We start from the raw sequence: 21,793 nt of genomic DNA on the forward strand, positions 1-21,793 counted from the left end.
CCTTGTTTCGTTGGTCACGTCTTTCTTTTAGGTTGTTCCAGCCCGAACTTGTGTAGGACGATTTCCTACTTTCGTGGATCGCGAAGTGCCAAGTCTCGCCTTCAATTCATTGGCCAGCTCTAGATGCTCTATTCGCTCCAAAAATGGGGCTGACAGTGCCGATCATTTCGGGAATGCCGATAAGCGTCTCAACCTACGCCTTTCTGATGCCCTGATGAGGATGCTGTGAAGTGCGGTAGCCAGGCCACTTGTCATAGCGCTGGCACCTGCGTCCCGGCGACGAGAGCGCCTAGCCGGTGCACGCGCAATAGCCAAGCCGCGCCAGTCCCCGGCGATGCGTCGAGGCCTGGCGCGTCTGGCTGCGCAAAGGGAATCGCGGCCGGCATACAGTGTTAGTGGTGTCGTGGCTCGGCGGCATCCTAGCGCCGGCGCCCGAAGGCCTGCTCCAACTGCTGGCTCCGCTGCATCTCGTCGTCGTGTAGGTAGGTCGAGGTGGTCGTGATGGACGCGTGCCGCAGGTTGTCGCGAACCGTTGTCAGCGTTGCACCCTGCGCCAGGGCTTGGGTCGCATGGGTATGCCGCATCCAATGGGGCGTCGCTCGGCCTAGCTTGTCGGCCAGCGCCGGATGATCGGTCTCGATGGCGTCGGCTGACAACCGGAAGAAGCGGCGCAGCACGTCGCGTAGGCGCGGCGTCGTGATCGCTACCGTGCCCTGCAGATTGGCCAGCAGCGGCATGTCCGGCTTCCAGTGTGCGGGCGTCACCGGTAGGCCGCGCTGCGCCAGGTACTGATCGAGCGCGTGACGGGCCAGCGGCGGCAGCGCGACCTTGCCGGGCTTGGCGCCTTTGCCGACCAGGTGCAGCCAACGTTCACCACGTGCGCCAATCTCGATGCCACCGAGCGTCACGCCCACCAGCTCGCCGGCGCGCAAGCCCGTCGCGTAGCCGAAATCGAGCAGGAAACGCAGCCGCTGCGCCGCCGGCACGGACCAGCCGTACGACCACTCGAGTCCGTCGGCAATCGCACGGATCAGCTCCCACTCGCCCGCGGTGAATGCCCGGGAGGCATCCAGCCCAGCCGCACGCGGGGCGCCACGCACCTTCACCCCGGCGAACGGGTTCGCCAGCACGTAGCGCTGCGCGATCAGCCAGCGGAACATCGCGCCCAGTACCGACAGCGCATAGGCGATCGAGCGCGGGGACAAGCCGCCGGTGAAGGGGCGCCATTCCGACGATGCGCGCGGCCGTGCCGGCGCGACCCAGTGCTGGTGTGGCGTGGGCCGGCGCAGGAATGCGCGATAGGCAATGGCGTCCTCGGTCGCTAGCGACGACAGCGCCTTGCCGCGCTCGACGATCGCCCACAAGAGGAGGCGCTCGGCTTCCCGGCGGTATGCGCGCGTTGTTTCGGCCGATTCGTGCAAGGTCAGCCAGGCGCTGATGGCCTCGTAGTCGTTGCCGGCATCGAGCGTGCACATCTGGCGCGGTGCCCGGAAGCCTCCGCGTGCTCCGTCGAGTTCATGTGGCAAGCGGATCTGCTCCCACGGCACGATTTGGGCTGGTGGCGCCGCCGCGATCAGGGCGCGCGCTCGTTCGGTGAGCCCGGGGTGCGCGGCAAAGAAGGCTTCGACCCGGCGCGCGCTGCCAGCGCCTAGTCCGGCAATGGCGGCCCACCAGCGCCGTCGGCGCGGCACGCGCACGGTCAGGTCGGCCAGCGTGCCGATCCCATAGGCGTGCAGCGCGACGGCCACGCGAGTAGGCAGCCACCAGGTGATCGGATCGCTGATCTGCGGCTCGGGGATGGGCAGCGACCGCAACGACTCCAGCGCACGTGTCACTGCCTTGCTGTGCTTCTCTCGCTCCGTTTCGCCGCAACGGAACAGCGTGGCCAAATCCTCGCGCCGGCGCTGCCGCGCGAACTCGGCAAGCTGACGGCGAATCGCTCCCAACACGCCACGCGCCGACCTGCCCGCCCCCAGCGCGTCGGGGCAATAGCGCTCGACAGCCTGCCGCGACGACGCTCCGGCGTACCAGGCGCGCAGGGCGGCCAGCGGGGCGGCGTCGGGAAAGTCGACCGTGATCAAGAAGTTCCGCATGGGACGCACCGCAAGTGATGAGAAGTTGGCTCGCCGACCGGGCCCGGCTCAATCTCACGGATAGCAGTTTGGCCAAGAAACGGCGCTGTATCGATAACAGGGGTTATCGGTATGGCTCGCTTTTGCGGCCGCACCGCAGCCCCCTTGAAATCGTCCTGCCCAGTTGCTATTTTAGTTTCGCTCAGGCAGTCGCGTCGTTGCGCGCTGCGTGTTTCTGTTTGTTTGCCAGCAGCTTGGCGGGTGGATGGGAGCGCGTAGGCCCCTTCGCCTCCTTGCTGCATCGAAGGAGGAAATGACCATGAGTGACCTTTTCTTGGGAACTGACCTCTTCAGCGAACTTGACCGCATGCAAAGGCAGATGGCGAGTTTGTTCGGCGGCTTCCCGTCCAGCCTTCGTACCGGACGCTTCGGGGCCTTTCCACCCGTCAATATCGGCTCCACGGACGACTCCATCGAAATCGTCGCATTCGCACCGGGCATCAAGCAAGACAAGCTCGAGGTGTCGATCGACAAGGGCTTGCTGACCATCAGCGGCGAGCGCGAGGCGGCGTATCCCGAGGACGATCCGGAGGCAAGGCTATACGCGCAAGAGCGGTTTGCCGGCACGTTCCGGCGCGTGGTCGAGTTGCCACAGGGTGCCGATCCCGACAAGGTGCAGGCGCGCTACGCCAATGGCTGCTTGTCCATTAGTGTGGGCAAGCGCGAGTCGTCAAAGCCGCGGGCAATCGCGATCCAGTAATGCCAGGAGACTGCCATGAACGATAGTACCGAAGTCGCCAAGCGCGACCCGAACGCGCTGGCACAACACGAGGAAGACCGGTCGACGCCGACCATGACACTGCTCCCCGCAGTCGACATCATCGAGGACCGCAGCGGCGTCACCCTCTGGGCCGATCTGCCAGGCGTGACCAAGGACAAGCTCGAGGTGAATGTCCACGACGGCAACCTCAAAATCGAGGCAGAGGCGGTCGTGCCGATGCCGCCTGGGCTGCGTGTACAACACGCGGAGATTCGCCAGCCGCACTTCGCGCGGGCGTTCTCGCTGAGTCCCGACCTTGATGCGGCGAAGATCGAGGCGAACCTGCAGGACGGGGTATTGAAGCTGACGATTCCGCGTCGCGACGAGGCCCGCCCGCGCCGCATTGAAGTCACCGTGGCGTGATGTGCCTCAGCTGAGGGCCTAGCTACGTTGCGGAGCTGGCGACGGTGGCGTCCGCGCGGATGCCACCGCCGAGCGGCGTGGAGCCGGCGGACAGCATTGTCAGCTCCGGTGCCACAACCCGCCGCGCCGGATCCGAGAAAGCGTCCGCCCCGGCTTCTCTTGGCGGGGGCACCGAAACACAGAGGCGTCGAATGGAGGACAACATGAAAACGGAACTGGGGAAATGGAACCCCTTCAAATTCTTGCGCAGGACGTCGACCGACAAGCCACTGGGGGCAGAGACCTCCAACGCTCCGGCGCCCCGGCACTGGCAGCCAGACTGGCCGGATGTGTCGCGGTTCTTTTCCGGCGATCCCTGGCGAGCGATGGGTGAGTTCCTGCACGAGCCGCTCGCGAGCTTCGGCGGTTTGGATCGTTGGTTCGGCGACTTCAGTTCCTCTCGCTTCCAGCCGCGGATCGACGTGGTCGATGATGGTACCGCGCTGAGGATCACCGCCGAGCTGCCCGGCATGGAGCGCGAGGAGGTGCAGACGAGCATCGAAGATGGCGCGCTGGTGCTGCGCGGCGAGAAAAAGCAGGACATTCGGAGCGAGGAAGATGGCTGCTACCGCCTGGAGCGGGCGTATGGCGCGTTCATGCGCAGCATTCCGCTGCCGGATGGCCTCGATCTGGACCACGTCGATGCCCGATTCGAACGAGGGCTGCTAACACTGCGCCTATCCAAGTCAGGCGCGCAGCCACCTGCTGCCGTCAGGAAAATTGAGATCAAGTAAGCGACTCGAAAATTGAGGAGCCTGAAGGGAATGTCTTGCGTAACAGACTGCGACGTATAGTCGGTTTGTCAACGGCTAGGCGTTCCGGCAAATCGGTGAATGGAGCTTAGGAGGTAACGATGGAATTTGATTCTGATTGGCTTACGCTGGGTAGACATCGGCTGAGGCTCAGGTGTGCACGCGGATTTCCTACGGAGAAAACACGGACAGTGGCGGAACTGGCGAGGATCGCCATCGAAAACAACTTGAGTGCAGCCGCTCGCCTAGTTGAAGTGTCCGCGACTGGACCAGGGGAAAACGCTTACACGATCACCGTTGGCACGACCTTCCCGAAAGACAGGGAAGCGGCTACCCATCTTGAGTTGGCGCTGGCCACGATGTTAGGCATTCCGGCCGACCACCTCAATATGGAGGTGGAAGTCATCAGCCAGGCTGAAGTGGATACACATTTTGGCGTGTATGAACGATGCCTGGCAGAAAAGCTTGGCATCGTGTTGCCCATTCAGTGAGATGCCAATGGATACGGCCAAATCCGCTGTGGCATAACCAAAGGTGGAGTACTGAAGGGGAGCGCGAGGCGTGCGGGCCGTGGTGAACAGTCAAACTTACAGGGAATTTCCGGGTTGGGAGGCGCTAGTCGCTTGAGCATCATGAGTAAGATCATCGGAATCGATCTCGGCACCACAAACTCGTGCGTGTCCTTGATGGAAGGCACCCAGGTCAAAGTCATCGAGAATTCCGAAGGCGCACGCACGACGCCGTCGATCGTCGCCTATATGAACGACGGCGAAATCCTCGTCGGCGCGCCCGCCAAGCGGCAGGCCGTGACGAATCCAAAGAACACGCTGTTTGCCGTCAAACGGCTGATTGGCCGCCGCTACGAGGACAAGGAAGTACAGAAGGACATCGGCCTGGTTCCCTTCACGATCTTCAAGGCTGGCAACGGCGATGCGTGGGTCGAAGTGCAAGATAAGAAGCTCGCCCCGCCCCAGGTCTCAGCGGAAGTGCTGCGCAAGATGAAGAAGACCGCCGAAGACTATCTCGGCGAAGCTGTCACCGAGGCCGTCATCACGGTTCCCGCCTATTTCAACGATAGCCAGCGGCAAGCGACGAAGGACGCCGGCCGCATAGCCGGTCTCGAAGTCAAGCGCATCATCAATGAGCCGACCGCGGCCGCTCTCGCGTTTGGGCTCGACAAGAAGGACAGCACAGACCGCAAGATCGCCGTGTTCGACCTTGGCGGTGGCACCTTCGACATTTCAATCATCGAGATCGCCAATGTGCAAGGCGAGAAGCAGTTCGAAGTGCTCTCGACGAACGGCGACACTTTCCTCGGCGGCGAAGATTTCGACCAGCGGATCATCGACTACATCATCCGCGAGTTCAAGAAGGATCAGGGTGTTGACCTGTCGAAGGACGTCCTGGCGCTGCAACGCCTGAAGGAGGCGGCGGAGAAGGCCAAGATCGAACTCTCATCCAGCCAGCAGACAGAAATCAGCCTGCCGTACCTCACGGCCGACGCCAGCGGTCCGAAGCATCTCAGCCTGAAGCTCACGCGTGCCAGACTCGAAGCCCTCGTTGAAGACCTGATTGAGCGCACGATGGAGCCGTGCCACATCGCCATCAAGGACTCCGGGGTGGCGCTGGACAAGATCGACGACGTGATCCTGGTGGGCGGGACGACACGCATGCCGAAGGTGCAAGACAAGGTCAAAGCGCTCTTTGGGCGCGAGCCGCGCAAGGACGTCAATCCCGATGAGGCGGTGGCAGTGGGCGCAGCGATCCAGGGCGCGGTGCTCACCGGTGACCGCAAGGACGTGTTGCTGCTCGATGTCACTCCGCTGTCGCTCGGCATCGAGACGCTGGGCGGCGTGATGACCAAAATGATCAACAAGAACACAACTATCCCGACCAAGTTCTCTCAGGTCTTCTCCACGGCCGAAGACAACCAGGCATCGGTGACCATCAAGGTCTTCCAAGGCGAGCGCGAGATGGCCTCCGGCAATAAGCTGCTGGGCGAATTCAACCTCGAAGGCATTGCTCCGGCGCCGCGCGGCGCGCCGCAGATCGAGGTGACGTTTGACATCGACGCCAATGGCATCCTACACGTGTCGGCCAAGGACAAGGCCACGGGCAAGGAGAATAGAGTCACAATCAAGGCGAATTCCGGTCTTTCCGAAAGGGAAATCGAAAAAATGGTGCAGGATGCAGAGGCACACGCCGCCGAGGACCGGCGGCTGCGGGAGTTGATCGATGCGCGCAACCATGGCGATACTTTGGTGCACAGCACGCGTAAGGCGCTGGCCGAATATGGTGAGAAGCTGGAACCGGGTGAGAGGGCGAAGATTGAATCTGCGATTAGTGAACTAGAGACGGCGCTAAAGACCTCCGACAAGGCCGAGATCGACTCCAAGATGCGAGCGCTCGCCGCGGCATCGCAAAGACTCGGGGAAAAGATCTACGCGGACGTGCAGGATGCGGATGGAGGCACCAATTCGAATGACTCCACCGGCGCCCGGGACGCAGCCAACGAGAAGAAAGGCGAGGAGGTGACAGATGTCGAATTCAAGGACGCGAATGCCAAACGGTAAGCCAGCCGACGCCATACGCGTCCGGGCTTGGGGAGTGTCCTAGACGCGGAGGGATTTGGCCAGGCACCGGACACTTGATTGGAGGCGAACCATGCGCACTTCCAAGACTGACTCGCGATGCGCGAGCGCCAACGAGATCCGCGAGATTGTCGGTCCAATTGATGGCGAAGTGATGGCACGAATTCTGGAAATAGAACCATCCATTGAGGACGTGCAACGGGCCTGCTGTTGGTTGTGCACCGACAATGACCGATCCCGCGACTCTAAGTTCGATCTGGGAGGAAAGACGGAGCGGGTGCTCGAAATTCTTGACGATGAGCTTCCGGATTTCGATTCGTCTGGCCATCCCCAGAATCCAAGGTAGACGCCCAGGGTGTTCGTGTGATTATCTGTATCAATGATACTGACTGTCCAATGCAGGCGACGAAATCTGTCTTGCCAGTCAGAGTTGATGGGATAGTCAATAGACGAACTGGTCCGGCTAGCCTCGGCGCCAATGCTTCGGGCAACTGAGGACAGTTATGAGGCTGACATGCGTGTCGGCGCCCGAACTAGCGAGGAATAAAGCCAGGGACCACCGCCCGACTGAGGCGGCTCGGATGTGGCACGTTGATTGTAATGGCTGCGGAGTCGCGGCTTCAGTGAAATGGCCCCTATCCGACTCTCCTGCCAGACCGTAGAGGAGGATACGATGAACACTGACCCGAAGAAGTGGAGTCCCTTCAAGTTCCTTCGTGGCGCGGGGCGCAAGTCCGATGCGGACAGCCCGGAAGACCCACCGACCAGCGAGCAATGGCACGCCATTTGGCCTGAAATTCCCAGTTTCTTCTCGCGCGAACCGTGGCGTGAAGCTGAAGAGTTCTTTCACAAGCCGTTCGCCGGGCGCGGGGTCCTGGAGCGATGGTTTGGCGACTTCAGTTCATCGCACTTCCAGCCGCGCATCGACGTGGTCGATGAAGGGCAGGTGCTGCGAGTAACGGCCGAGCTGCCCGGAATGGATCGGGAAGATTTGAACGTTACTGTGGAGGATGGGGGGCTCGTGTTACGTGGCGAGAAAAAACAGGACGTGCGCAGCGAGGAGGACGGCTGCTATCGGCTTGAGCGCGCGTATGGAAGCTTCATACGCATGATTCCGATGCCGGAAAGCGCCGACCCTGCTCACACCCTAGCGAAGCTCGACAACGGTGTGCTCACATTGACCGTACCGAAAGGGGAATCGTCGCGATCTGCAGGCCAAACGATCGAAATAATAGGCTAGTGGCAAGTGTCGATGGCGTCGAGATGTCGCAGACTCAACGAATAGGCGACGTCCCAGCGTACGAAGGCAGCATCACGTCCAGCGGGTATTCAACTGCAATGGGCAGGTCATCGGCATCAATGCACAGATTTACACCGAGACCGGGGTATCAGGGGCAGTCCCTCGCCATTCCCATCAACCTAGCCACGAAAGTCGAAGTCGAGTTGCTGACCCACGGCAAGGTGACGCGTGGGCAGGTGGGCATCGGCATCCAGGAGGTCGACCAGGGACTGGCACCGAGCACTCCGCGAACCGTTTGGCCTGCCGCGACCCGCGGGAGCGCACATCGCCTTGGTTGAGCCCAGTACGCCCGCGGCTGCGAGCGGACTCGGGCCGGGTTGGGTCACGCAGGGGGACAACGTGATTTTCGTCGCGTAGAACGGCGATGTCCCGTGGTTGCACTCGTCTGGCGCGATCGCCAGCATCCTTGGCGATCACAGCCGCCTTGAGAAACTTTCTGGCGTGGGCGGGTGTCGGGGTATTTCGACGAAAGCGAGTTTCGTACCGAAATGATAGTACAGGGATAATCAAGCTTATCTCTGCACTAACGACGACCGTGCGTCCATCCGTTCGGCTTCACCGATCTGCGCGGTGGGTGACGGTCTCAGAACGACCCAACACGGTCGCTTGTAGCTCCTCCCTTAGTCGGCAGGATCTAGTCGCAGAGCGGACATCGATCTGTACGAAAAGTCGAGACTTGCAAAGTCTCTCCTGGACGCTTTCAACCGCTCATCGATTGCCACGCCAGGCGCCCTGTAACAGTGCCTAGCGCACCAATACAGCAAAAGTAGCCCTCCATTTGCACCGCGCCCGCTCGTCGGGAAAACACCTATCACGGTAGTTATCTTCGGCACATTAGATCTGCTAATCTGGTATACCTAAACATATGATTGGTGAACCAGAGGAGTGATCATGCACGCCTGACCAGAGCCCCGATCCGAACCTGTCGGAACGAGGCACCCCTCGAGAGGTGTCCGGTCGGTTGGCTGGATCGAACGTGTCCACGTGACACGTGCAGTAAAAAATAGAGCCCCCAAAACATCAGGCCTAGATTCCCACCCCCTCTCCAGTGCACGGAACTGGGACGCCTTCCTATTTCCAGGAGGTCGTCGAACTGTTTCATTTACTTTGGAGATTCGAAATGCAACCGAGTGGCGTTGATAAAAAATTGGGAGGCCTGCCTCTCCTGATTCTCGGCTGTCAGCACGTGATGGTGATGTATGCAGGTGCGGTGGCGATCCCACTGGTGCTTGGCGCAGCCCTGAAGCTGCCGAAGGAGCAGGTCGCCTTCCTGATCAATGCGGACCTTTTTGCATGCGGCTTGGCTACCATCATCCAGTCACTGGGTGTTGGTCTATTCGGTATCCGTCTTCCCGTAATGATGGGCGTGACGTTCACGGCAATTGGACCGATGATCGCTATCGGCAGCGATCCCAACGCTGGTCTGCTTGGCATCTTTGGTGCCACGATTGGTGCTGGTCTGTTTGGGATAGTCGTTGCCCCACTTGTTGGGAAACTCTTGAGGTTTTTCCCGCCGGTCGTAACCGGTACGGAGATTCTCGCTGTTGGGTTGTCGCTCATGGTTGTAGCTGCCGCCTGGTCAGCAGGAGGATTCGGCAACCCCGACTTCGGCAATCCGCTCTACCTTGGTATTGCAGCTACCGTCCTGGTATCGATTCTTCTGTTGGTGCGGTACACCCGCGGATTTCTCAACAACATTGCCATCTTGCTTGGTCTGGCCATCGGCTTTCTCATTTCCGGAGCTGCTGGACAAGTATCCCTCGGAGAACTGAACGAGGCACCTTGGTTCGGTTTCATTCTGCCGTTCCACTTTGGCGCGCCAAAGTTCAGCTTCTGGCCCATTGCAGCGATGTGCATCGTGATGCTGGTGACGTTTATTGAGTCGACGGGCATGTTTCTCGCACTTGGTGAGATCGTCGAGAAGCCGGTCTCGGAGAAGGACTTAGTTCGGGGATTCCGCGCCGATGGCGTTGGCACGATGATTGGGGGCATCTTCAATACGTTCCCCTACACATCCTATGCGCAGAACGTTGGCTTGGTCAGCGTTACCGGGGTCAGGAGCCGTTGGGTATGTGCTACCGCCGGCGTCATCTTGATGGTCCTGGGCCTGTTTCCAAAAGTCGCTGTCCTCGTTGCGTCGATTCCACCGTTCGTTCTTGGTGGTGCCGGTATCGTGATGTTCGGCATGGTCACTGCGAGCGGCATCAAAGTGCTGGCTCGTGTGGATTTTCACAACGTAAAGAACCTGTACATCGTTGCCATCAGCATCGCGCTAGGCATGCTTCCTGTCGTGTCGCCGAAATTCTTCTCGCGGCTTCCACACGAGCTTGCTCCAATCCTGGAGAGTCCGATCCTTCTAACGGCTATCTCGGCAATTCTCCTGAACATCTTCTTCAACGGACTCGGTGACGCAAAGGAAGCACGAGCTTCACTGATGGCGACCGCCAAAGAAGCAGACCTCTAACAATTCCCCTCGAATCGCCATCGCACTCTTTGTGCGATGGACCTCTCGTGCTGAGACCTTTATCCGGAGGTCGCAAGGGGAGTCCTTTGCCTATTTGATGTCATTTTTGAACGGTAAAGGCGACGCTTGAGAGGATCGAGGGACGATTTCCGGAAGTATCAATCCTCACCTTAGAGCCATGAAAACTCAATTTCGATTCAGGAACACTCGGGTCGCCACGCTCACATTCTTCTCGGGAGCGATGTTGGCGAGCAGCGCGATGGCGCAGTCCAGCGTAACGTTGTATGGACAGGTCGATAGCTACATCGGCACAACGCGAACACCAGGGAGTGCTCGGTCATACATCGTTGGCGGCGGGGGCATGCAGACGTCCTACTGGGGGATCAAAGGCACCGAAGACCTTGGTGGCGGTACAAAGGCGATTTTCGACCTCAATGCGTTTCTGCGGGTGGATACCGGGAAAGGCGGGAGCTACGATGGAGAACCATTCTTTGCCCGCAACGCTTATGTGGGCATGGAAAACTCAAGCTACGGCACCGTCCGACTGGGTCGTAACACAACACCCTACTTTGTCTCTACCATCCTTTTCAACCCGATGATCGACTCATATGTCTTCGGGCCGGCAATTAGCCACACCTACCTCTCTGCAAACAACGGCACGTTATTCGATCCAGGCATCTTGGGTGACACCGGCTGGGTCAATTCTGTCGTCTACTCCACTCCCAATTTCAACGGGTTGACCTTCAACGCAATTTACGCGTTCGGTGAGCAACCAGGTTCCATCGGCCAGAATAAGTGGGGCGGAAATGTCACCTACTTCAAGGGCCCCCTCGCTGCCACCGTTGCGTTTCAGCAGGTCAAATTCAACACAACGCCAGGTGATGTCACCTCTCCAGGTTCGCTTGTTGGCTTCCGCAAACAGAACGCGGCGCAGGCGGGCATCAGCTACGACTTCAGCGTTGTCAAAGTTTACGCTCAAGGGCAGTACATCAAGTCGGACGTGAACGGCCCTTCCGGGAATCTGAAGCACATTGATGCCTTAGCCGGCGTCGCGATTCCGATAGGCGCTGGTAGCCTGCTCCTCACTTACGCCTACGGTAAGTCGGAAAACGACATTGCTTCCTTCCGGCGAAACACGGGATCGATCGCGTACGACTACAACCTGTCGAAACGGACGGATCTATACGCTGCCTACTACTACGACAAGTTGACCGGGCAGGCTCATGGTGACACAGCCGGAGTTGGCATCCGTCACAAGTTCTGACAGCACACGACAAGGTCGGCCAGTCTTTGGACTGGCCGCTTGCATTTGCGAAGCATGGGGAGGCTGAAAGTCGTGAGGCGGAGGAAAGATCGTCGCCTTAGGGTTGAGCGCCTTTTCCTAAAAAAGGGCGAGGGCATGGAGCCCTCGCTAACCCCTACTACACGGATCGGTGCATGCTGGCTATCGCCAGCCGAATACATTCAGCGGGCGATATTGCCGCGATACTGATCAACAAACTCTGACGCCGTCTTGCCCTTCTTCGCTTCGAAGATTGCCGAGCGCTCCGCATAGAGCTCACGAACGAATGTAGCGACCAGACAGCTATCGGCAAACATGTCATATCCCCAACCCAGGCCGTACGCTCCAAGGTTGATGTTGTCGATGGTCATGACGCGCATGTTCGAGTCATCGGTCGAGAGATACTGATCGATGACCTTGCGAACCAGCTCTTTGGTGCATGCCAGCTTGTGCGCATGCCATACGTCGGTATGCCATTCGCCAGGCTTCGGCAAGCTGAACGGATACTGGATCGACCGACCTGGACGGTCGTAGCCCAGGCCATCCCAAGGACCTGACTCGAAGGCCAGCCAGTTCACGGGGCCATTAGGGGCGGCCGGACGGACTTGCGTCCAATGAACCATGTTGCGCTGCAGCCATTCATCGGCGAAGCTGTCATCGTTGAACGGGTCCAGCTTCCTGATGGCTTCGGCATCGCCTCGCATCTGTGATACCGCGTGCTCAACTTCGTTTTCGATCTTGAAGATGCAATGGCTGTAGTCCATGCAGAAGTTGAAGGGAACGCCTTGCTTCTCCACCAGGCCGGCAACCTTCAAGACACGGCGGAAGTCCTCGGACCACATGTCAACGTGGCTTTCGTACGTGACCGTGATGCCGCGGGCTTCAGCGTACTCGTACGTATTCAAGTACGAAACAGCAACCTCTTCGTCGGTCACATAATGGCCGTCCGCATGTTTGGCCCAAACCATGAGGTTATGGAATTTGGCATCGACTTCGCGCGTGCGCTCGATGTTTGCCTTGATCTTGTCTTCGTCGACACCCAGGGTATAGGTCCAGCTTCCCGTCAGCACTGGCAGATTGTAGTGCTGGCTCGCCTTGATATATTCGTCCAGCTCTTTGTCACTCGCAGGGATACGGTCGACGAAGTCCCACAGCCCGCTTTCCTTCTGCAGGCGAAATTGCTCCATTACCGGCAGCTCGATTTCAGATACCGGCGCCTCGATGGAAGATGGTTGTACGCCTCGACCGGCACAGCCGAGCAGGAACATTGGCTTCATTGGAACTCCTCTTTTTCGGATGCTTTTGACTACAGAGTCGTCGACTCGTCGATGACGTTGGATCGCAGTACTGCCTGGAACTCCTCCTTGCCACGGAGAGCGGCTTGACAGAGTTCGCGGTGCCATTTGCGATACTGGATAGAGACCTTGTCAGTGGCGACGGATATCTCGCCTGCCGAGATCTCGGCAGGCCATTGCGATTGAATTACCGGCTGATCCTCTTCCAGGACGCGTTTCTGGAACGCAAGGTGCATGTGGTCCGGCTGACCATCGGTCTCGCGAGCGATGATCATGAAGTTGCGGCAGGTCTTGTCGTCCACTGGGGACGCTGTTGTCCACAACACGAACCGTGAGTTGTCCTTCCAGAGCTTGATCTCGAGGTTGATCCCGTACGGCATCGTGCATCGGTAGTCGAAGTCTCCCATCGGCGCCTCTTCAGGGATGCCTTCCATTTCACGAGGCGGAGCCAGCTTGAACTGCAACTCTCCGTCGATTCGGTTGACCTGCACGGCAGGGTGGCTGGCAAAGAACGGGTCGTACAGAGTGCCCGGATGAACGAACGCGAAGTGCGAAAAGTCGGTGAAGTTTTCCCAGCGTCGCTCGGCGACCGTGTTCCACAGATAGGAGTCGGCGACGATCGTCTGCATGCCGGGCTTGTCCCAATCACTGAAGTACGGGATCTCAGTACAGTCGAAGCTATTGTCGAGACGTACCCATACGATCGAGTATTTCACCTCGCACTCGTAGGCATTCAGCTTGGCGCGGGGAGGAATGGCCTTTTCCGGGCAAGCGGGGACAAGCTTGCAAATCCCTTCGTTGTCGTATTGCCATCCGTGATAGGGACAAGCCAGGAAGTCTTTCCCGTCTCGCTTGCTCACCCTGCCAAGAGAGAGCTTGGCTGATCGGTGCGCGCAACGGTCGCTCGCGGCCACGAGCTTTCCATTCAAGCGAGCCAGTACGATGGACTCGCCCAACAGCGTGATGGCCATCGGACCATGGCCGGACGCATTGGCGCGTTCGAATTCAGCCACGGTGCAAACCGGATGCCAGAAGTGGCGGAGATAAGTCTTGTCCTCGAGAAGAGGCCTGTACTGCTCGTTCATGATCGAAGCTCCAGTGGGGGATCTGTTTTGTGAAGCCAAAACTACTACTCTGGGAAGCCAAATGTCTTATCTGGTATACCAGACTATAGAGCGTAATTTGGACCGGCAATCAGGGATTACCCGTCTTGGGGATGCTCACTTGCTTCGGGGATATGGCACGAACTGTGCCATGGTCAGGGGGACGGACGTTCCGTTGGGACGTGGCCGTGAGGAGCGTTGGTAGCCTTGGTTCTCGGCTAACCATGCACGAGAACGGGTATGCAGCCGCGGGAGCTAGCCCATCTTGGTGCGGCGCGTCACAGCTTTAGTGCCAAATGACGCGCTTGATGTACCATCTAGAAATTCTGGTCGACCAGACAATTGCTGCGCCGAGCCGACGGTAGCAGTCACGCGACAACATCATGCTAACCCAGAAAATTGTAGGCACCATCTCCGATGCGATCTACCACCGTCGTCTTCCGCCGGGGACAAAGCTGAACGAGCGAGACATTGCGGATTTGTTTGGCGTCAGTCGCACAGTCGTCCGGCAGGCGCTTATCCGCTTGTCGCAAGACGGGCTGGTAGAAATCTCCCCCAAGCGCTCTTCATCTGTCTGGCGGCCGACTTTCGACGACGCGTTTGAACTCTACCAAATGCTCCTGGTGCTCGAGAGTGGCGTGATCGACCAAGTGATCAAGATCATCACTCCCGAACAACTCAAAGCGCTGCGGGCGCATACGGGGAAGGAACGGGTTGCATTCGAGAAGGGGAAGCACGACCAGGGGGACAAGCTTGGGCGGGAATTTCACTCTCTCCTGCTGTCCTTTTTGAACAACGAGACACTGAACCAAATTCACTCGCAACTGCGACGCCGCGAAGCGCTGATCAACGCGATGTTCCGTGTTGGCTTTGACTACTGCCAACTGCGCGACGAGCACGGGAAGCTCGTGGAGTGCCTCGAGAAGAAAGACGCCACTGCGGCCAAAGAGTTGCTGGCATCGCACTACAACCTGGTGATCAGAGGTTACCGATTCGACGCCTCCGCACCTCCTGAGATCGACCTCAAAGCTGTCCTCGCCATCTAAGCTGTCCTCGCAATAGACCCGGCCGCCTTGAGCGGCCCTGGTCTACTTCACGCCGTATCTCGGCAATTCTCCCGCTAAGTATTTTCCCCAAGTGCAAACTGCTTTGCGCTTTGGGTTCTTCTGATATACATTCTGGTATACCAGTTTAGCAAACTAACAAGCCACGGCAGGAGGGGCAGTGAAAGCAGATCAGGTGCTGTTCGAAGATTGGCATCCCGTTGCGGCGCTGGAGGATGTTCTTCCCAGCCGGCAATATCTAACGCGGCTGCTCGGCCGCTCGGTGACATACGACGTGTCGCCCGATGGCGAGATCCAGGCAAACTGGACCGACGAGGGCATTGTTCGGCCGGTGTCATGCAAGCGTGCCTACGGAACGCTGTGGTTTTCGTTCTCGTCATCGCCACGCGACTTGTTTCCGGTGCCAGAGTTTGCGGAAGCAGATCGTCGGGTTGTCAGCGCTGGATCGACGCGCGTAAATGTGTCGGGGCTTCGCGCCATCGAAAATTTCTTGGACATGGCACATTTTCCGTTCGTGCATACGGACATCCTTGGTGCTGAACCGCTCACCGAGGTGCTGCCTTACAACGTACGGATCGACGAAGAACTGGATGAAGTCATCGCCACGGAGTGTCGATTCGCTCAGCCCCGTGCGTCGGCCACAGCGGTCGAGCCCATCGAGACCCAGTACGTCTACCGCGTGACGCGCCCCAACGTTGCCATCCTTTACAAGACCTGTCCTCCGGATCCGCAGCGTTGGGATGTCCTCTGCTTGTTCGTACAGCCTGTCGATGAGGACTGGTGTATCGCGCACACGATCATGTGCTACGTCGACGATATCAACTCCGACGAACAGCTTCGTCGCTTTCAGCAGACGATTTTTGGGCAGGATCTGATGATCTTGATCAACCAGGTTCCCAAACGGCTGCCGTTAGCGGCCAGTCGTGAGAACCCTGTCCGAGCAGACGTACTTGCAACCGCTTACCGCAGGTGGCTTCGCGAAAGCGACTTGCACTACGGCGCGATTCGCGGTTGAGCGAACGAATAGAGAGTCCTCCAAAATGAAATCATTAGATACGAATCGCTGGTATCCGATCGCCAGTGCCACGGATCTTCCGTCGCGCCACGTTTATCAGACAAGCCTCGCAGGTCAAGAACTCGCCCTTTGGCGCGATGACAATGGCATGGTCAATGCCTGGGAGAACCGTTGCCCTCATCGCGGGCTACGCCTGTCGCTGGGCGTGAACCTCGGTAACGAACTGAGGTGCCAGTATCACGGGTGGACGTATGAGACCGGCAGCGGTGGTTGCACTTTCGTTCCCGCCCACCGCGAAGCAACTGAGCCGAGCTCTGCTTGCGTTGCCACCTTCGCCGTGTCCGAAAAGGACGGGTTGGTATGGGCGTCTCTCGGAACGCCGCTGGTCGAACCTGAAGCCCTGCAACTGGGCTATCCCGGGCAGGTCCGGACAGGCCTTCGCAGCCTTCCGATCAATGCATCGCAAGAAGAAGTCAGCGAAGCGTTGCTTGCACAGGCCAACCGATTCTCGGAAGTACTGGATGGCGAGTCGCGCGCCGAAGTGATTGCAGACGGATTGATTCGAATCGAACGACACCAGGAGTCGAAGGTATTGGTGTTCCTTCTGCAGCCGACCTCTGGGCAGAAGTGCATCGTGCACACAATGGTCTTCGCGGCGAATACCGCGACCGTGGGTTTCAGGACTCACTTCTCAACGATTCTTACGGAGTTCCGCCGCGCAATGGAGGCGACGCATGCCAGTGCGCCGAAGATCGAGAAAATCCATGCGACGGCGCCGGTTGCAGCGGAAGTGCCTGCGGTGGTGGTGCCGTTCCCTCGGCCTGCGTCAACCGAATTCAAATGCGAAGTCACCGCCCGCCTGCAGGAAACCGAAGACATTATCTCGCTGTGGCTGAAGCCTAAGGGCCGGACGATGCCGCAGCTCTCGCCTGGCATGCATATCAGCGTGACTACCCCGGCTGGATGTGTACGGCAATACTCCGTGGTCAACAGTCCAAGTGAGCGTGACTCATTCATCATCGGCGTAAAGCGCGAGGCGATGTCCCGGGGCGGTTCCGAATCCATGCATGCGCAGGTGAAGGAGGGAACCGAACTCTCCATTACGGTACCACGCAATGCGTTCCCTCTTATTCGAAACGGAAAGCGCCCGGTACTTATCGCCGGCGGCATTGGCATAACACCGATTCTCGCCATGGCCCAGGCGCTGCAGGCTGGAGGCGATGACTTTGAGTTGCACTACTTTGTCAGGGGAGCAGAGCATTCGCCATTCGGCGAGCGCTTGCGCGACTTGGGTCCGAGCGTCCATCTTTACGCAGGCCTGGATGGCGTTGCGACTCGCGAGAAGCTGATGGCCATGCTCGCCGCCGTAGACCCTGCCCAAACAGAGGTTTACACATGCGGGCCGGGGGTGATGATCAACTGCGTAAGCGAAGTTGCCGCGGCGCGGGGCATCCCCGAAGAGTCCATTCGCTTCGAACTTTTCAAGAATGACGACATCCCGACGGGCGGCGATTCGTTCGAGGTGGAACTCGCCAAGTCCGGAAAGTCTTTCAGTGTGCCGTCAGACAAGAGCCTGCTGAAGGCGTGCTGGGAGAACGGGGTAACCATCGAGGCATCCTGCGAGCAGGGCGTCTGCGGAACCTGCATGACCGGCGTCCTCAGTGGCGACCTGGAGCACCATGACACGTATCTCTCCAAGGCGGAGCGCGAAAGCGGGAAGTGGATCATGCCGTGCGTGTCGCGTTGCAAGAACGGCAAGATCGTCCTGGACATTTAAAGAGAACCCCCATGATTACGCTTTACGACTACGAGCTATCCGGCAACTGCTACAAGGTTCGTCTGTTGCTCAACATTCTGGGAATTGACTACCAGAACGAACCGGTCGAGTTCTACCCAAGCAGACAGCACAAGTCCGACGCATTCTTGCGGGTCAATCCCTTGGGGCAGCTACCGGCACTGACGGACGGCGATTTTTCGATTCGGGACGCGCAGGCGATTCTTGTCTATTTGGCCAAGCGTTACGACACGTCGAACCTTTGGTACCCGGTCAGCGATGCCCGCCTTGCGGGTGAAGTGCAAATGTGGCTGTCTTTCGCAGATAGCCTGACCGGCTCCATTTCTGCGGCGCGTCTTCATGATCTGTTTTTCTTCGACTTTGATGCTGAAGCTTGCAGGAAGAGGTCCCACGAGTTGCTGCGCATACTGGATGAACACCTTTGGCGGCGCGAGCAAATGGGCGGGAAGTTTCTTTGCGACGCTTCGCACCCCACGATTGCGGATATTGCGTGCTTCCCATATATCGCTTTGTCCGATGAGGGTGGCGTATCGCTCGGCGATTACCCCGCAGTCCGTCGGTGGACCGATCAGATCAAGCGGCTACCCGGCTTCATCGTGATGTCCGGCGTTTTTCCCACTTCACGTCAGCTCGACGAGCCAGCAGCGGCTGTAGTTGCGATGCGTTGAATGAATTGTCTGTCCGCAGGCGTGCCATCGAAGCGACTTGATGGCACGCCTGCCCTGCGCGGGATACCGCTCAATTCTTAGATATCTCAATCGGAAGGTTATTTGAAGATGAAAACGAAAGCTGCTATTGCCTGGAAAGCTGGCGCCCCCCTTAGCGTTGAAGAAGTGGACCTGGCGGGTCCGCGAGCTGGCGAGGTGCTCGTCGAGATCAAAGCAACGGGTGTATGCCACACCGACTACTACACACTCTCGGGCGCAGATCCCGAGGGTATCTTCCCCGCCATCCTGGGCCACGAAGGTGCCGGTATCGTGACGGAAGTTGGGCATGGCGTGACCTCGCTCAAGCCAGGCGATCACGTGATCCCTCTGTACACGCCGGAATGCCGGCAGTGCAAGTTCTGCCTGTCGCAGAAGACGAATCTCTGTCAGTCGATTCGTGCAACACAGGGCAAGGGTCTCATGCCCGATGGCACGGCGCGCTTCTCGATCGACGGCACGCCGATCTTCCACTACATGGGGACGTCGACCTTCGCGAACCATATCGTGGTTCCCGAAATCGCCCTCGCAAAGATTCGCCCGGACGCCCCTTTCGACAAGGTCTGCTATATCGGCTGCGGCGTGACGACCGGTGTAGGCGCAGTGCTGTTCACGGCAAAGGTGGAGGCCGGTGCGAACGTGGTGGTATTTGGTTTGGGCGGGATCGGGCTGAACGTTATTCAGGCAGCCAAGATGGTCGGCGCCAACAAGATCATTGGGGTCGACTTGAACCCTGGTCGGGAAGCAATGGCTCGGAAATTCGGCATGACCCACTTTGTGAACCCGAGGGACGTTGAAAACGTCGTCGATCACATCATCCAATTGACAGACGGAGGCGCAGACTATTCCTTCGAGTGCATCGGCAATACGAAGGTCATGCGCCAGGCACTGGAGTGCTGCCACAAGGGTTGGGGCAAATCCATTGTCATCGGTGTCGCCGAGGCCGGCGCCGAAATCTCGACTCGTCCGTTCCAGTTGGTGACAGGTCGTGAGTGGAAGGGCTCTGCATTCGGTGGCGCTCGTGGTCGGACGGATGTGCCGAAGATCGTCGACTGGTACATGGAAGGGAAACTGAACATTGACGATCTGATTACCCACAGGCTTCCGCTGGAATCGATCAACGACGCCTTCGATCTGATGAAGAGCGGCGAGTCGATCCGTTCGGTGGTGCTCTACTAGGTACCATCATGAGCAACTTGAAGCCAGTATCTGAGCACGCCTGCTTCGGCGGCCTGCAACGGTTCTACGAGCACGCATCCAAGGAGACCGGGACCAGCATGCGCTTCTCGGTGTACTTGCCGCCGCAAGCCTTGAGAGGGGAGCGCTGCCCGGCGCTCTTCTATCTGGCTGGGCTTACCTGCACGGAGGAGACGTTTGCGACGAAGTCTGGCGCTCAACGGGTCGCCTCTGAGCTTGGTTTGGTGTTGGTGGCCCCCGACACGAGCCCGAGAGGGGTCGAGATTGCAGGAGATCGGGAGAGTTGGGACTTTGGTGTGGCAGCGGGCTTCTACGTCGATGCCACAGACGCGCCATGGGCCACAAACTACCGCATGTATAGCTACGTTGTCCGCGAGCTCTTCAGCGAGGTAATGGAGAACTTCCCTGTCGATCAACGACGGGTCGGAATCTTCGGGCACTCGATGGGTGGTCACGGCGCTCTGGTGATCGCTTTGCGGAATCCGGACCAGTTTCGATCCGTCTCGGCGTTTGCGCCAATTGCCAACCCGGTGGCATGCCCATGGGGTATCAAAGCCTTCACTCGATATCTCGGCGTTGAGCAAAGTAAGTGGACGGACTACGACGCGACGCTGCTGATTCGGCGAGCCGGGCGCGCCGTCTTCCCAGGCGGAATACTGATCGACCAAGGACTTGATGACAAATTCCTGGAAGAACAGTTGTATCCGGAGACTCTCCGCGCAGCATGCGAGATAGCAGGCCAACCGCTGAGGCTGCGCAAACATCCTGGGTATGACCACGGCTACTACTTTATTTCTTCCTTCATGGAGGACCACCTCAGGCATCACGCCTCTGAGTTAGGTTCTTGACCGTCTGATCCTTGCAGCGTGTGTCTCGCTGCTCCTTCCGGCGTTCCGGTGGGCTCCGTGGCTCCGGAACGCTTTTTTTGTTGGAGATTTCATGATTCGCTTACATGATTTTGAGCTGTCGGGAAGTTGCTACAAGATTCGACTTCTCTTGAACATGCTGAGCGTTCCCTATGAGAAAGTCAGTGTGGACTATGTTGGCCAACAACATGAGTCGGCGGACTATCTCGAACTTAATCCGTTCGGGGAATTGCCTATCCTGGAGGATGGGTCATTACGTTTGCGCAATGCGCAAGCGATCCTCACATACATCGCCCGCAAGTATGACAAGTTTGGTACTTGGTACCCGACTGAGGCCGATAGCGCTGCGAGAGTTCACCAATGGCTCGCCACGGCGGGCGGAGATCTCATGCATGTAGCGCAAGCGAGGTCTGTAAAGCTCTTTCACCACTCCGCAAACTTAGGCGACCTACTTGCGCTCTCGCATCGGGTGCTCAGGGTGTTGGATGGGCATTTGGAAAATCGAAAATGGCTTGAGCTCGGTCGACCAACTATCGCTGATGTTGCCTGCTTTCCTCATGTCGCACTATCAACAGACGCGGGTGTCGAGATTGCTGGATACAAGCATGTGTTGGAGTGGGTCGAACGCTTCAAGACGATCCCCGGTTTCCTTAGTATGCCCGGCATACGTTGGGGTTCGTAGACGTTCGGAGTCCGCACGGGCCGGATGAGCATGGGACCGGTCCTCGCGGCTTCGCCTGATTCGAGCCACTTGAAGCGCATCCGAAAACGGTAAAACCGTGCAGGGCCGACGGCAAAGCCGACGTTCGCGGACAAAAAAGGATTTACTCGACCATCTATCGATGGCGGCAAGTCCCGCACATAGCTCGCTGAACTGGCAGGTGTTGACCACTAAGCCGTCGTTCGGCGCTCGATCCTGGATTGACCGTTTGTGGCCGGACTCGGTCATAGGCTCAAAACTCACACGCCAACACGTCTCAATCCGCGGCTCACGACTGTGGATTCAGCGCATTGATGCAACGATTATCGCAAGCGTTTCGCACGCGGCATCGAGGTTGTCGAGGCGCAGGT

At 58.6% G+C, this 21,793-nt stretch carries 19 protein-coding genes; 16 read left to right on the forward strand and 3 right to left on the reverse strand.

All coding sequences use genetic code 11. From position 1 onward, the window contains the following. Positions 1-419: 419 nt before the first annotated feature. On the reverse strand, positions 420-2,081 hold the full coding sequence (locus tag ABDB81_RS08895; protein WP_283205153.1) for a phage integrase family protein: 1,662 nt from the start codon (positions 2,079-2,081) through the stop codon (positions 420-422). 310 nt (positions 2,082-2,391) lie between these two features. Here ABDB81_RS08895 and ABDB81_RS08900 point away from each other — a divergent pair, with 310 nt between their 5' ends. The 9 genes from ABDB81_RS08900 (at position 2,392) to ABDB81_RS08940 (ending at position 11,665) form a co-directional block, all read left to right on the forward strand. Next, on the forward strand, positions 2,392-2,832 hold the full coding sequence (locus ABDB81_RS08900) for an Hsp20/alpha crystallin family protein (protein WP_029306667.1): 441 nt from the start codon (positions 2,392-2,394) through the stop codon (positions 2,830-2,832). A gap of 15 nt (positions 2,833-2,847) precedes the next feature. After that, the gene (locus ABDB81_RS08905; protein ID WP_029306668.1) at positions 2,848-3,255 is read left to right on the forward strand and encodes an Hsp20/alpha crystallin family protein; all 408 of its coding nucleotides are present in this window, start codon (positions 2,848-2,850) and stop codon (positions 3,253-3,255) included. A 203-nt stretch (positions 3,256-3,458) separates the two neighbouring features. After that, positions 3,459-4,028 (forward strand): Hsp20/alpha crystallin family protein, encoded by a 570-nt coding sequence (locus ABDB81_RS08910; RefSeq protein WP_029306669.1) that lies wholly within the window; start codon positions 3,459-3,461, stop codon positions 4,026-4,028. A gap of 119 nt (positions 4,029-4,147) precedes the next feature. Continuing rightward, positions 4,148-4,537: a hypothetical protein gene (locus ABDB81_RS08915; RefSeq protein WP_029306670.1), complete on the forward strand. Its 390-nt coding sequence runs from the start codon at positions 4,148-4,150 to the stop codon at positions 4,535-4,537. 141 nt (positions 4,538-4,678) lie between these two features. Continuing rightward, entirely contained in the window at positions 4,679-6,619 is a 1,941-nt protein-coding gene (gene dnaK, locus ABDB81_RS08920; RefSeq protein ID WP_029306671.1) for a molecular chaperone DnaK, read from the forward strand. 91 nt (positions 6,620-6,710) lie between these two features. Further along, positions 6,711-6,983, forward strand: a complete 273-nt coding sequence (locus tag ABDB81_RS08925) for a hypothetical protein (protein ID WP_029306672.1) — start codon at positions 6,711-6,713, stop codon at positions 6,981-6,983. Positions 6,984-7,310: 327 nt separating this feature from the next. Further along, positions 7,311-7,877 carry an Hsp20/alpha crystallin family protein gene (locus tag ABDB81_RS08930; protein ID WP_029306673.1) on the forward strand — a complete coding sequence of 189 codons (567 nt, stop codon included), beginning with the start codon at positions 7,311-7,313 and terminating at the stop codon, positions 7,875-7,877. 1,180 nt (positions 7,878-9,057) lie between these two features. Further along, positions 9,058-10,401 (forward strand): nucleobase:cation symporter-2 family protein, encoded by a 1,344-nt coding sequence (locus tag ABDB81_RS08935; protein WP_029306675.1) that lies wholly within the window; start codon positions 9,058-9,060, stop codon positions 10,399-10,401. Between the two features lie 178 nt (positions 10,402-10,579). Further along, positions 10,580-11,665: a porin gene (locus tag ABDB81_RS08940; RefSeq protein ID WP_029306676.1), complete on the forward strand. Its 1,086-nt coding sequence runs from the start codon at positions 10,580-10,582 to the stop codon at positions 11,663-11,665. Between the two features lie 200 nt (positions 11,666-11,865). Here the strand turns inward: ABDB81_RS08940 and ABDB81_RS08945 are convergent, their stop codons facing one another. Further along, a complete protein-coding gene (locus tag ABDB81_RS08945) occupies positions 11,866-12,960 on the reverse strand; it encodes a hypothetical protein (RefSeq protein ID WP_029306677.1) in 1,095 nt (364 codons plus the stop codon). Positions 12,961-12,989: 29 nt separating this feature from the next. Further along, a complete protein-coding gene (locus tag ABDB81_RS08950) occupies positions 12,990-14,063 on the reverse strand; it encodes an aromatic ring-hydroxylating dioxygenase subunit alpha (RefSeq protein WP_029306678.1) in 1,074 nt (357 codons plus the stop codon). Positions 14,064-14,464: 401 nt separating this feature from the next. On the opposite strand from ABDB81_RS08950, the gene ABDB81_RS08955 reads away from it, so the two are divergent. From ABDB81_RS08955 to ABDB81_RS08985, 7 genes are all read left to right on the forward strand, one after another. Then, positions 14,465-15,127 (forward strand): GntR family transcriptional regulator, encoded by a 663-nt coding sequence (locus tag ABDB81_RS08955; RefSeq protein WP_029306679.1) that lies wholly within the window; start codon positions 14,465-14,467, stop codon positions 15,125-15,127. Positions 15,128-15,305: 178 nt separating this feature from the next. Next, positions 15,306-16,160 (forward strand): aromatic ring-hydroxylating dioxygenase subunit alpha, encoded by an 855-nt coding sequence (locus ABDB81_RS08960; RefSeq protein ID WP_029306680.1) that lies wholly within the window; start codon positions 15,306-15,308, stop codon positions 16,158-16,160. A 25-nt stretch (positions 16,161-16,185) separates the two neighbouring features. Then, entirely contained in the window at positions 16,186-17,937 is a 1,752-nt protein-coding gene (locus ABDB81_RS08965; RefSeq protein WP_029306681.1) for a Rieske 2Fe-2S domain-containing protein, read from the forward strand. Between the two features lie 11 nt (positions 17,938-17,948). Next, positions 17,949-18,623: a glutathione S-transferase gene (locus tag ABDB81_RS08970; protein WP_029306682.1), complete on the forward strand. Its 675-nt coding sequence runs from the start codon at positions 17,949-17,951 to the stop codon at positions 18,621-18,623. A 108-nt stretch (positions 18,624-18,731) separates the two neighbouring features. Next, positions 18,732-19,838 carry an S-(hydroxymethyl)glutathione dehydrogenase/class III alcohol dehydrogenase gene (locus ABDB81_RS08975; protein WP_029306683.1) on the forward strand — a complete coding sequence of 369 codons (1,107 nt, stop codon included), beginning with the start codon at positions 18,732-18,734 and terminating at the stop codon, positions 19,836-19,838. Positions 19,839-19,846: 8 nt separating this feature from the next. Continuing rightward, complete coding sequence (gene fghA / locus ABDB81_RS08980) at positions 19,847-20,704, forward strand: S-formylglutathione hydrolase (RefSeq protein WP_029306684.1); 858 nt, start codon at positions 19,847-19,849, stop codon at positions 20,702-20,704. 91 nt (positions 20,705-20,795) lie between these two features. Then, positions 20,796-21,404 (forward strand): glutathione S-transferase family protein, encoded by a 609-nt coding sequence (locus ABDB81_RS08985; protein ID WP_029306685.1) that lies wholly within the window; start codon positions 20,796-20,798, stop codon positions 21,402-21,404. The last annotated feature ends 389 nt before the right edge of the window (positions 21,405-21,793 follow it).

This window comes from Cupriavidus sp. DL-D2 (genome assembly GCF_039710735.1).
Lineage (GTDB): Bacteria > Pseudomonadota > Gammaproteobacteria > Burkholderiales > Burkholderiaceae > Cupriavidus.

Coding starts and splice junctions, on each gene's coding strand:
- ABDB81_RS08900 (WP_029306667.1), top strand. CDS start 2,392: ATGAGTGACCTTTTCTTGGGAACTGACCTCTTCAGCGAACTTGACCGC.
- ABDB81_RS08905 (WP_029306668.1), top strand. CDS start 2,848: ATGAACGATAGTACCGAAGTCGCCAAGCGCGACCCGAACGCGCTGGCA.
- ABDB81_RS08910 (WP_029306669.1), top strand. CDS start 3,459: ATGAAAACGGAACTGGGGAAATGGAACCCCTTCAAATTCTTGCGCAGG.
- ABDB81_RS08915 (WP_029306670.1), top strand. CDS start 4,148: ATGGAATTTGATTCTGATTGGCTTACGCTGGGTAGACATCGGCTGAGG.
- dnaK (WP_029306671.1), top strand. CDS start 4,679: ATGAGTAAGATCATCGGAATCGATCTCGGCACCACAAACTCGTGCGTG.
- ABDB81_RS08925 (WP_029306672.1), top strand. CDS start 6,711: ATGCGCACTTCCAAGACTGACTCGCGATGCGCGAGCGCCAACGAGATC.
- ABDB81_RS08930 (WP_029306673.1), top strand. CDS start 7,311: ATGAACACTGACCCGAAGAAGTGGAGTCCCTTCAAGTTCCTTCGTGGC.
- ABDB81_RS08935 (WP_029306675.1), top strand. CDS start 9,058: ATGCAACCGAGTGGCGTTGATAAAAAATTGGGAGGCCTGCCTCTCCTG.
- ABDB81_RS08940 (WP_029306676.1), top strand. CDS start 10,580: ATGAAAACTCAATTTCGATTCAGGAACACTCGGGTCGCCACGCTCACA.
- ABDB81_RS08945 (WP_029306677.1), bottom strand. CDS start 12,960: ATGAAGCCAATGTTCCTGCTCGGCTGTGCCGGTCGAGGCGTACAACCA.
- ABDB81_RS08950 (WP_029306678.1), bottom strand. CDS start 14,063: ATGAACGAGCAGTACAGGCCTCTTCTCGAGGACAAGACTTATCTCCGC.
- ABDB81_RS08955 (WP_029306679.1), top strand. CDS start 14,465: ATGCTAACCCAGAAAATTGTAGGCACCATCTCCGATGCGATCTACCAC.
- ABDB81_RS08965 (WP_029306681.1), top strand. CDS start 16,186: ATGAAATCATTAGATACGAATCGCTGGTATCCGATCGCCAGTGCCACG.
- ABDB81_RS08970 (WP_029306682.1), top strand. CDS start 17,949: ATGATTACGCTTTACGACTACGAGCTATCCGGCAACTGCTACAAGGTT.
- ABDB81_RS08975 (WP_029306683.1), top strand. CDS start 18,732: ATGAAAACGAAAGCTGCTATTGCCTGGAAAGCTGGCGCCCCCCTTAGC.
- fghA (WP_029306684.1), top strand. CDS start 19,847: ATGAGCAACTTGAAGCCAGTATCTGAGCACGCCTGCTTCGGCGGCCTG.
- ABDB81_RS08985 (WP_029306685.1), top strand. CDS start 20,796: ATGATTCGCTTACATGATTTTGAGCTGTCGGGAAGTTGCTACAAGATT.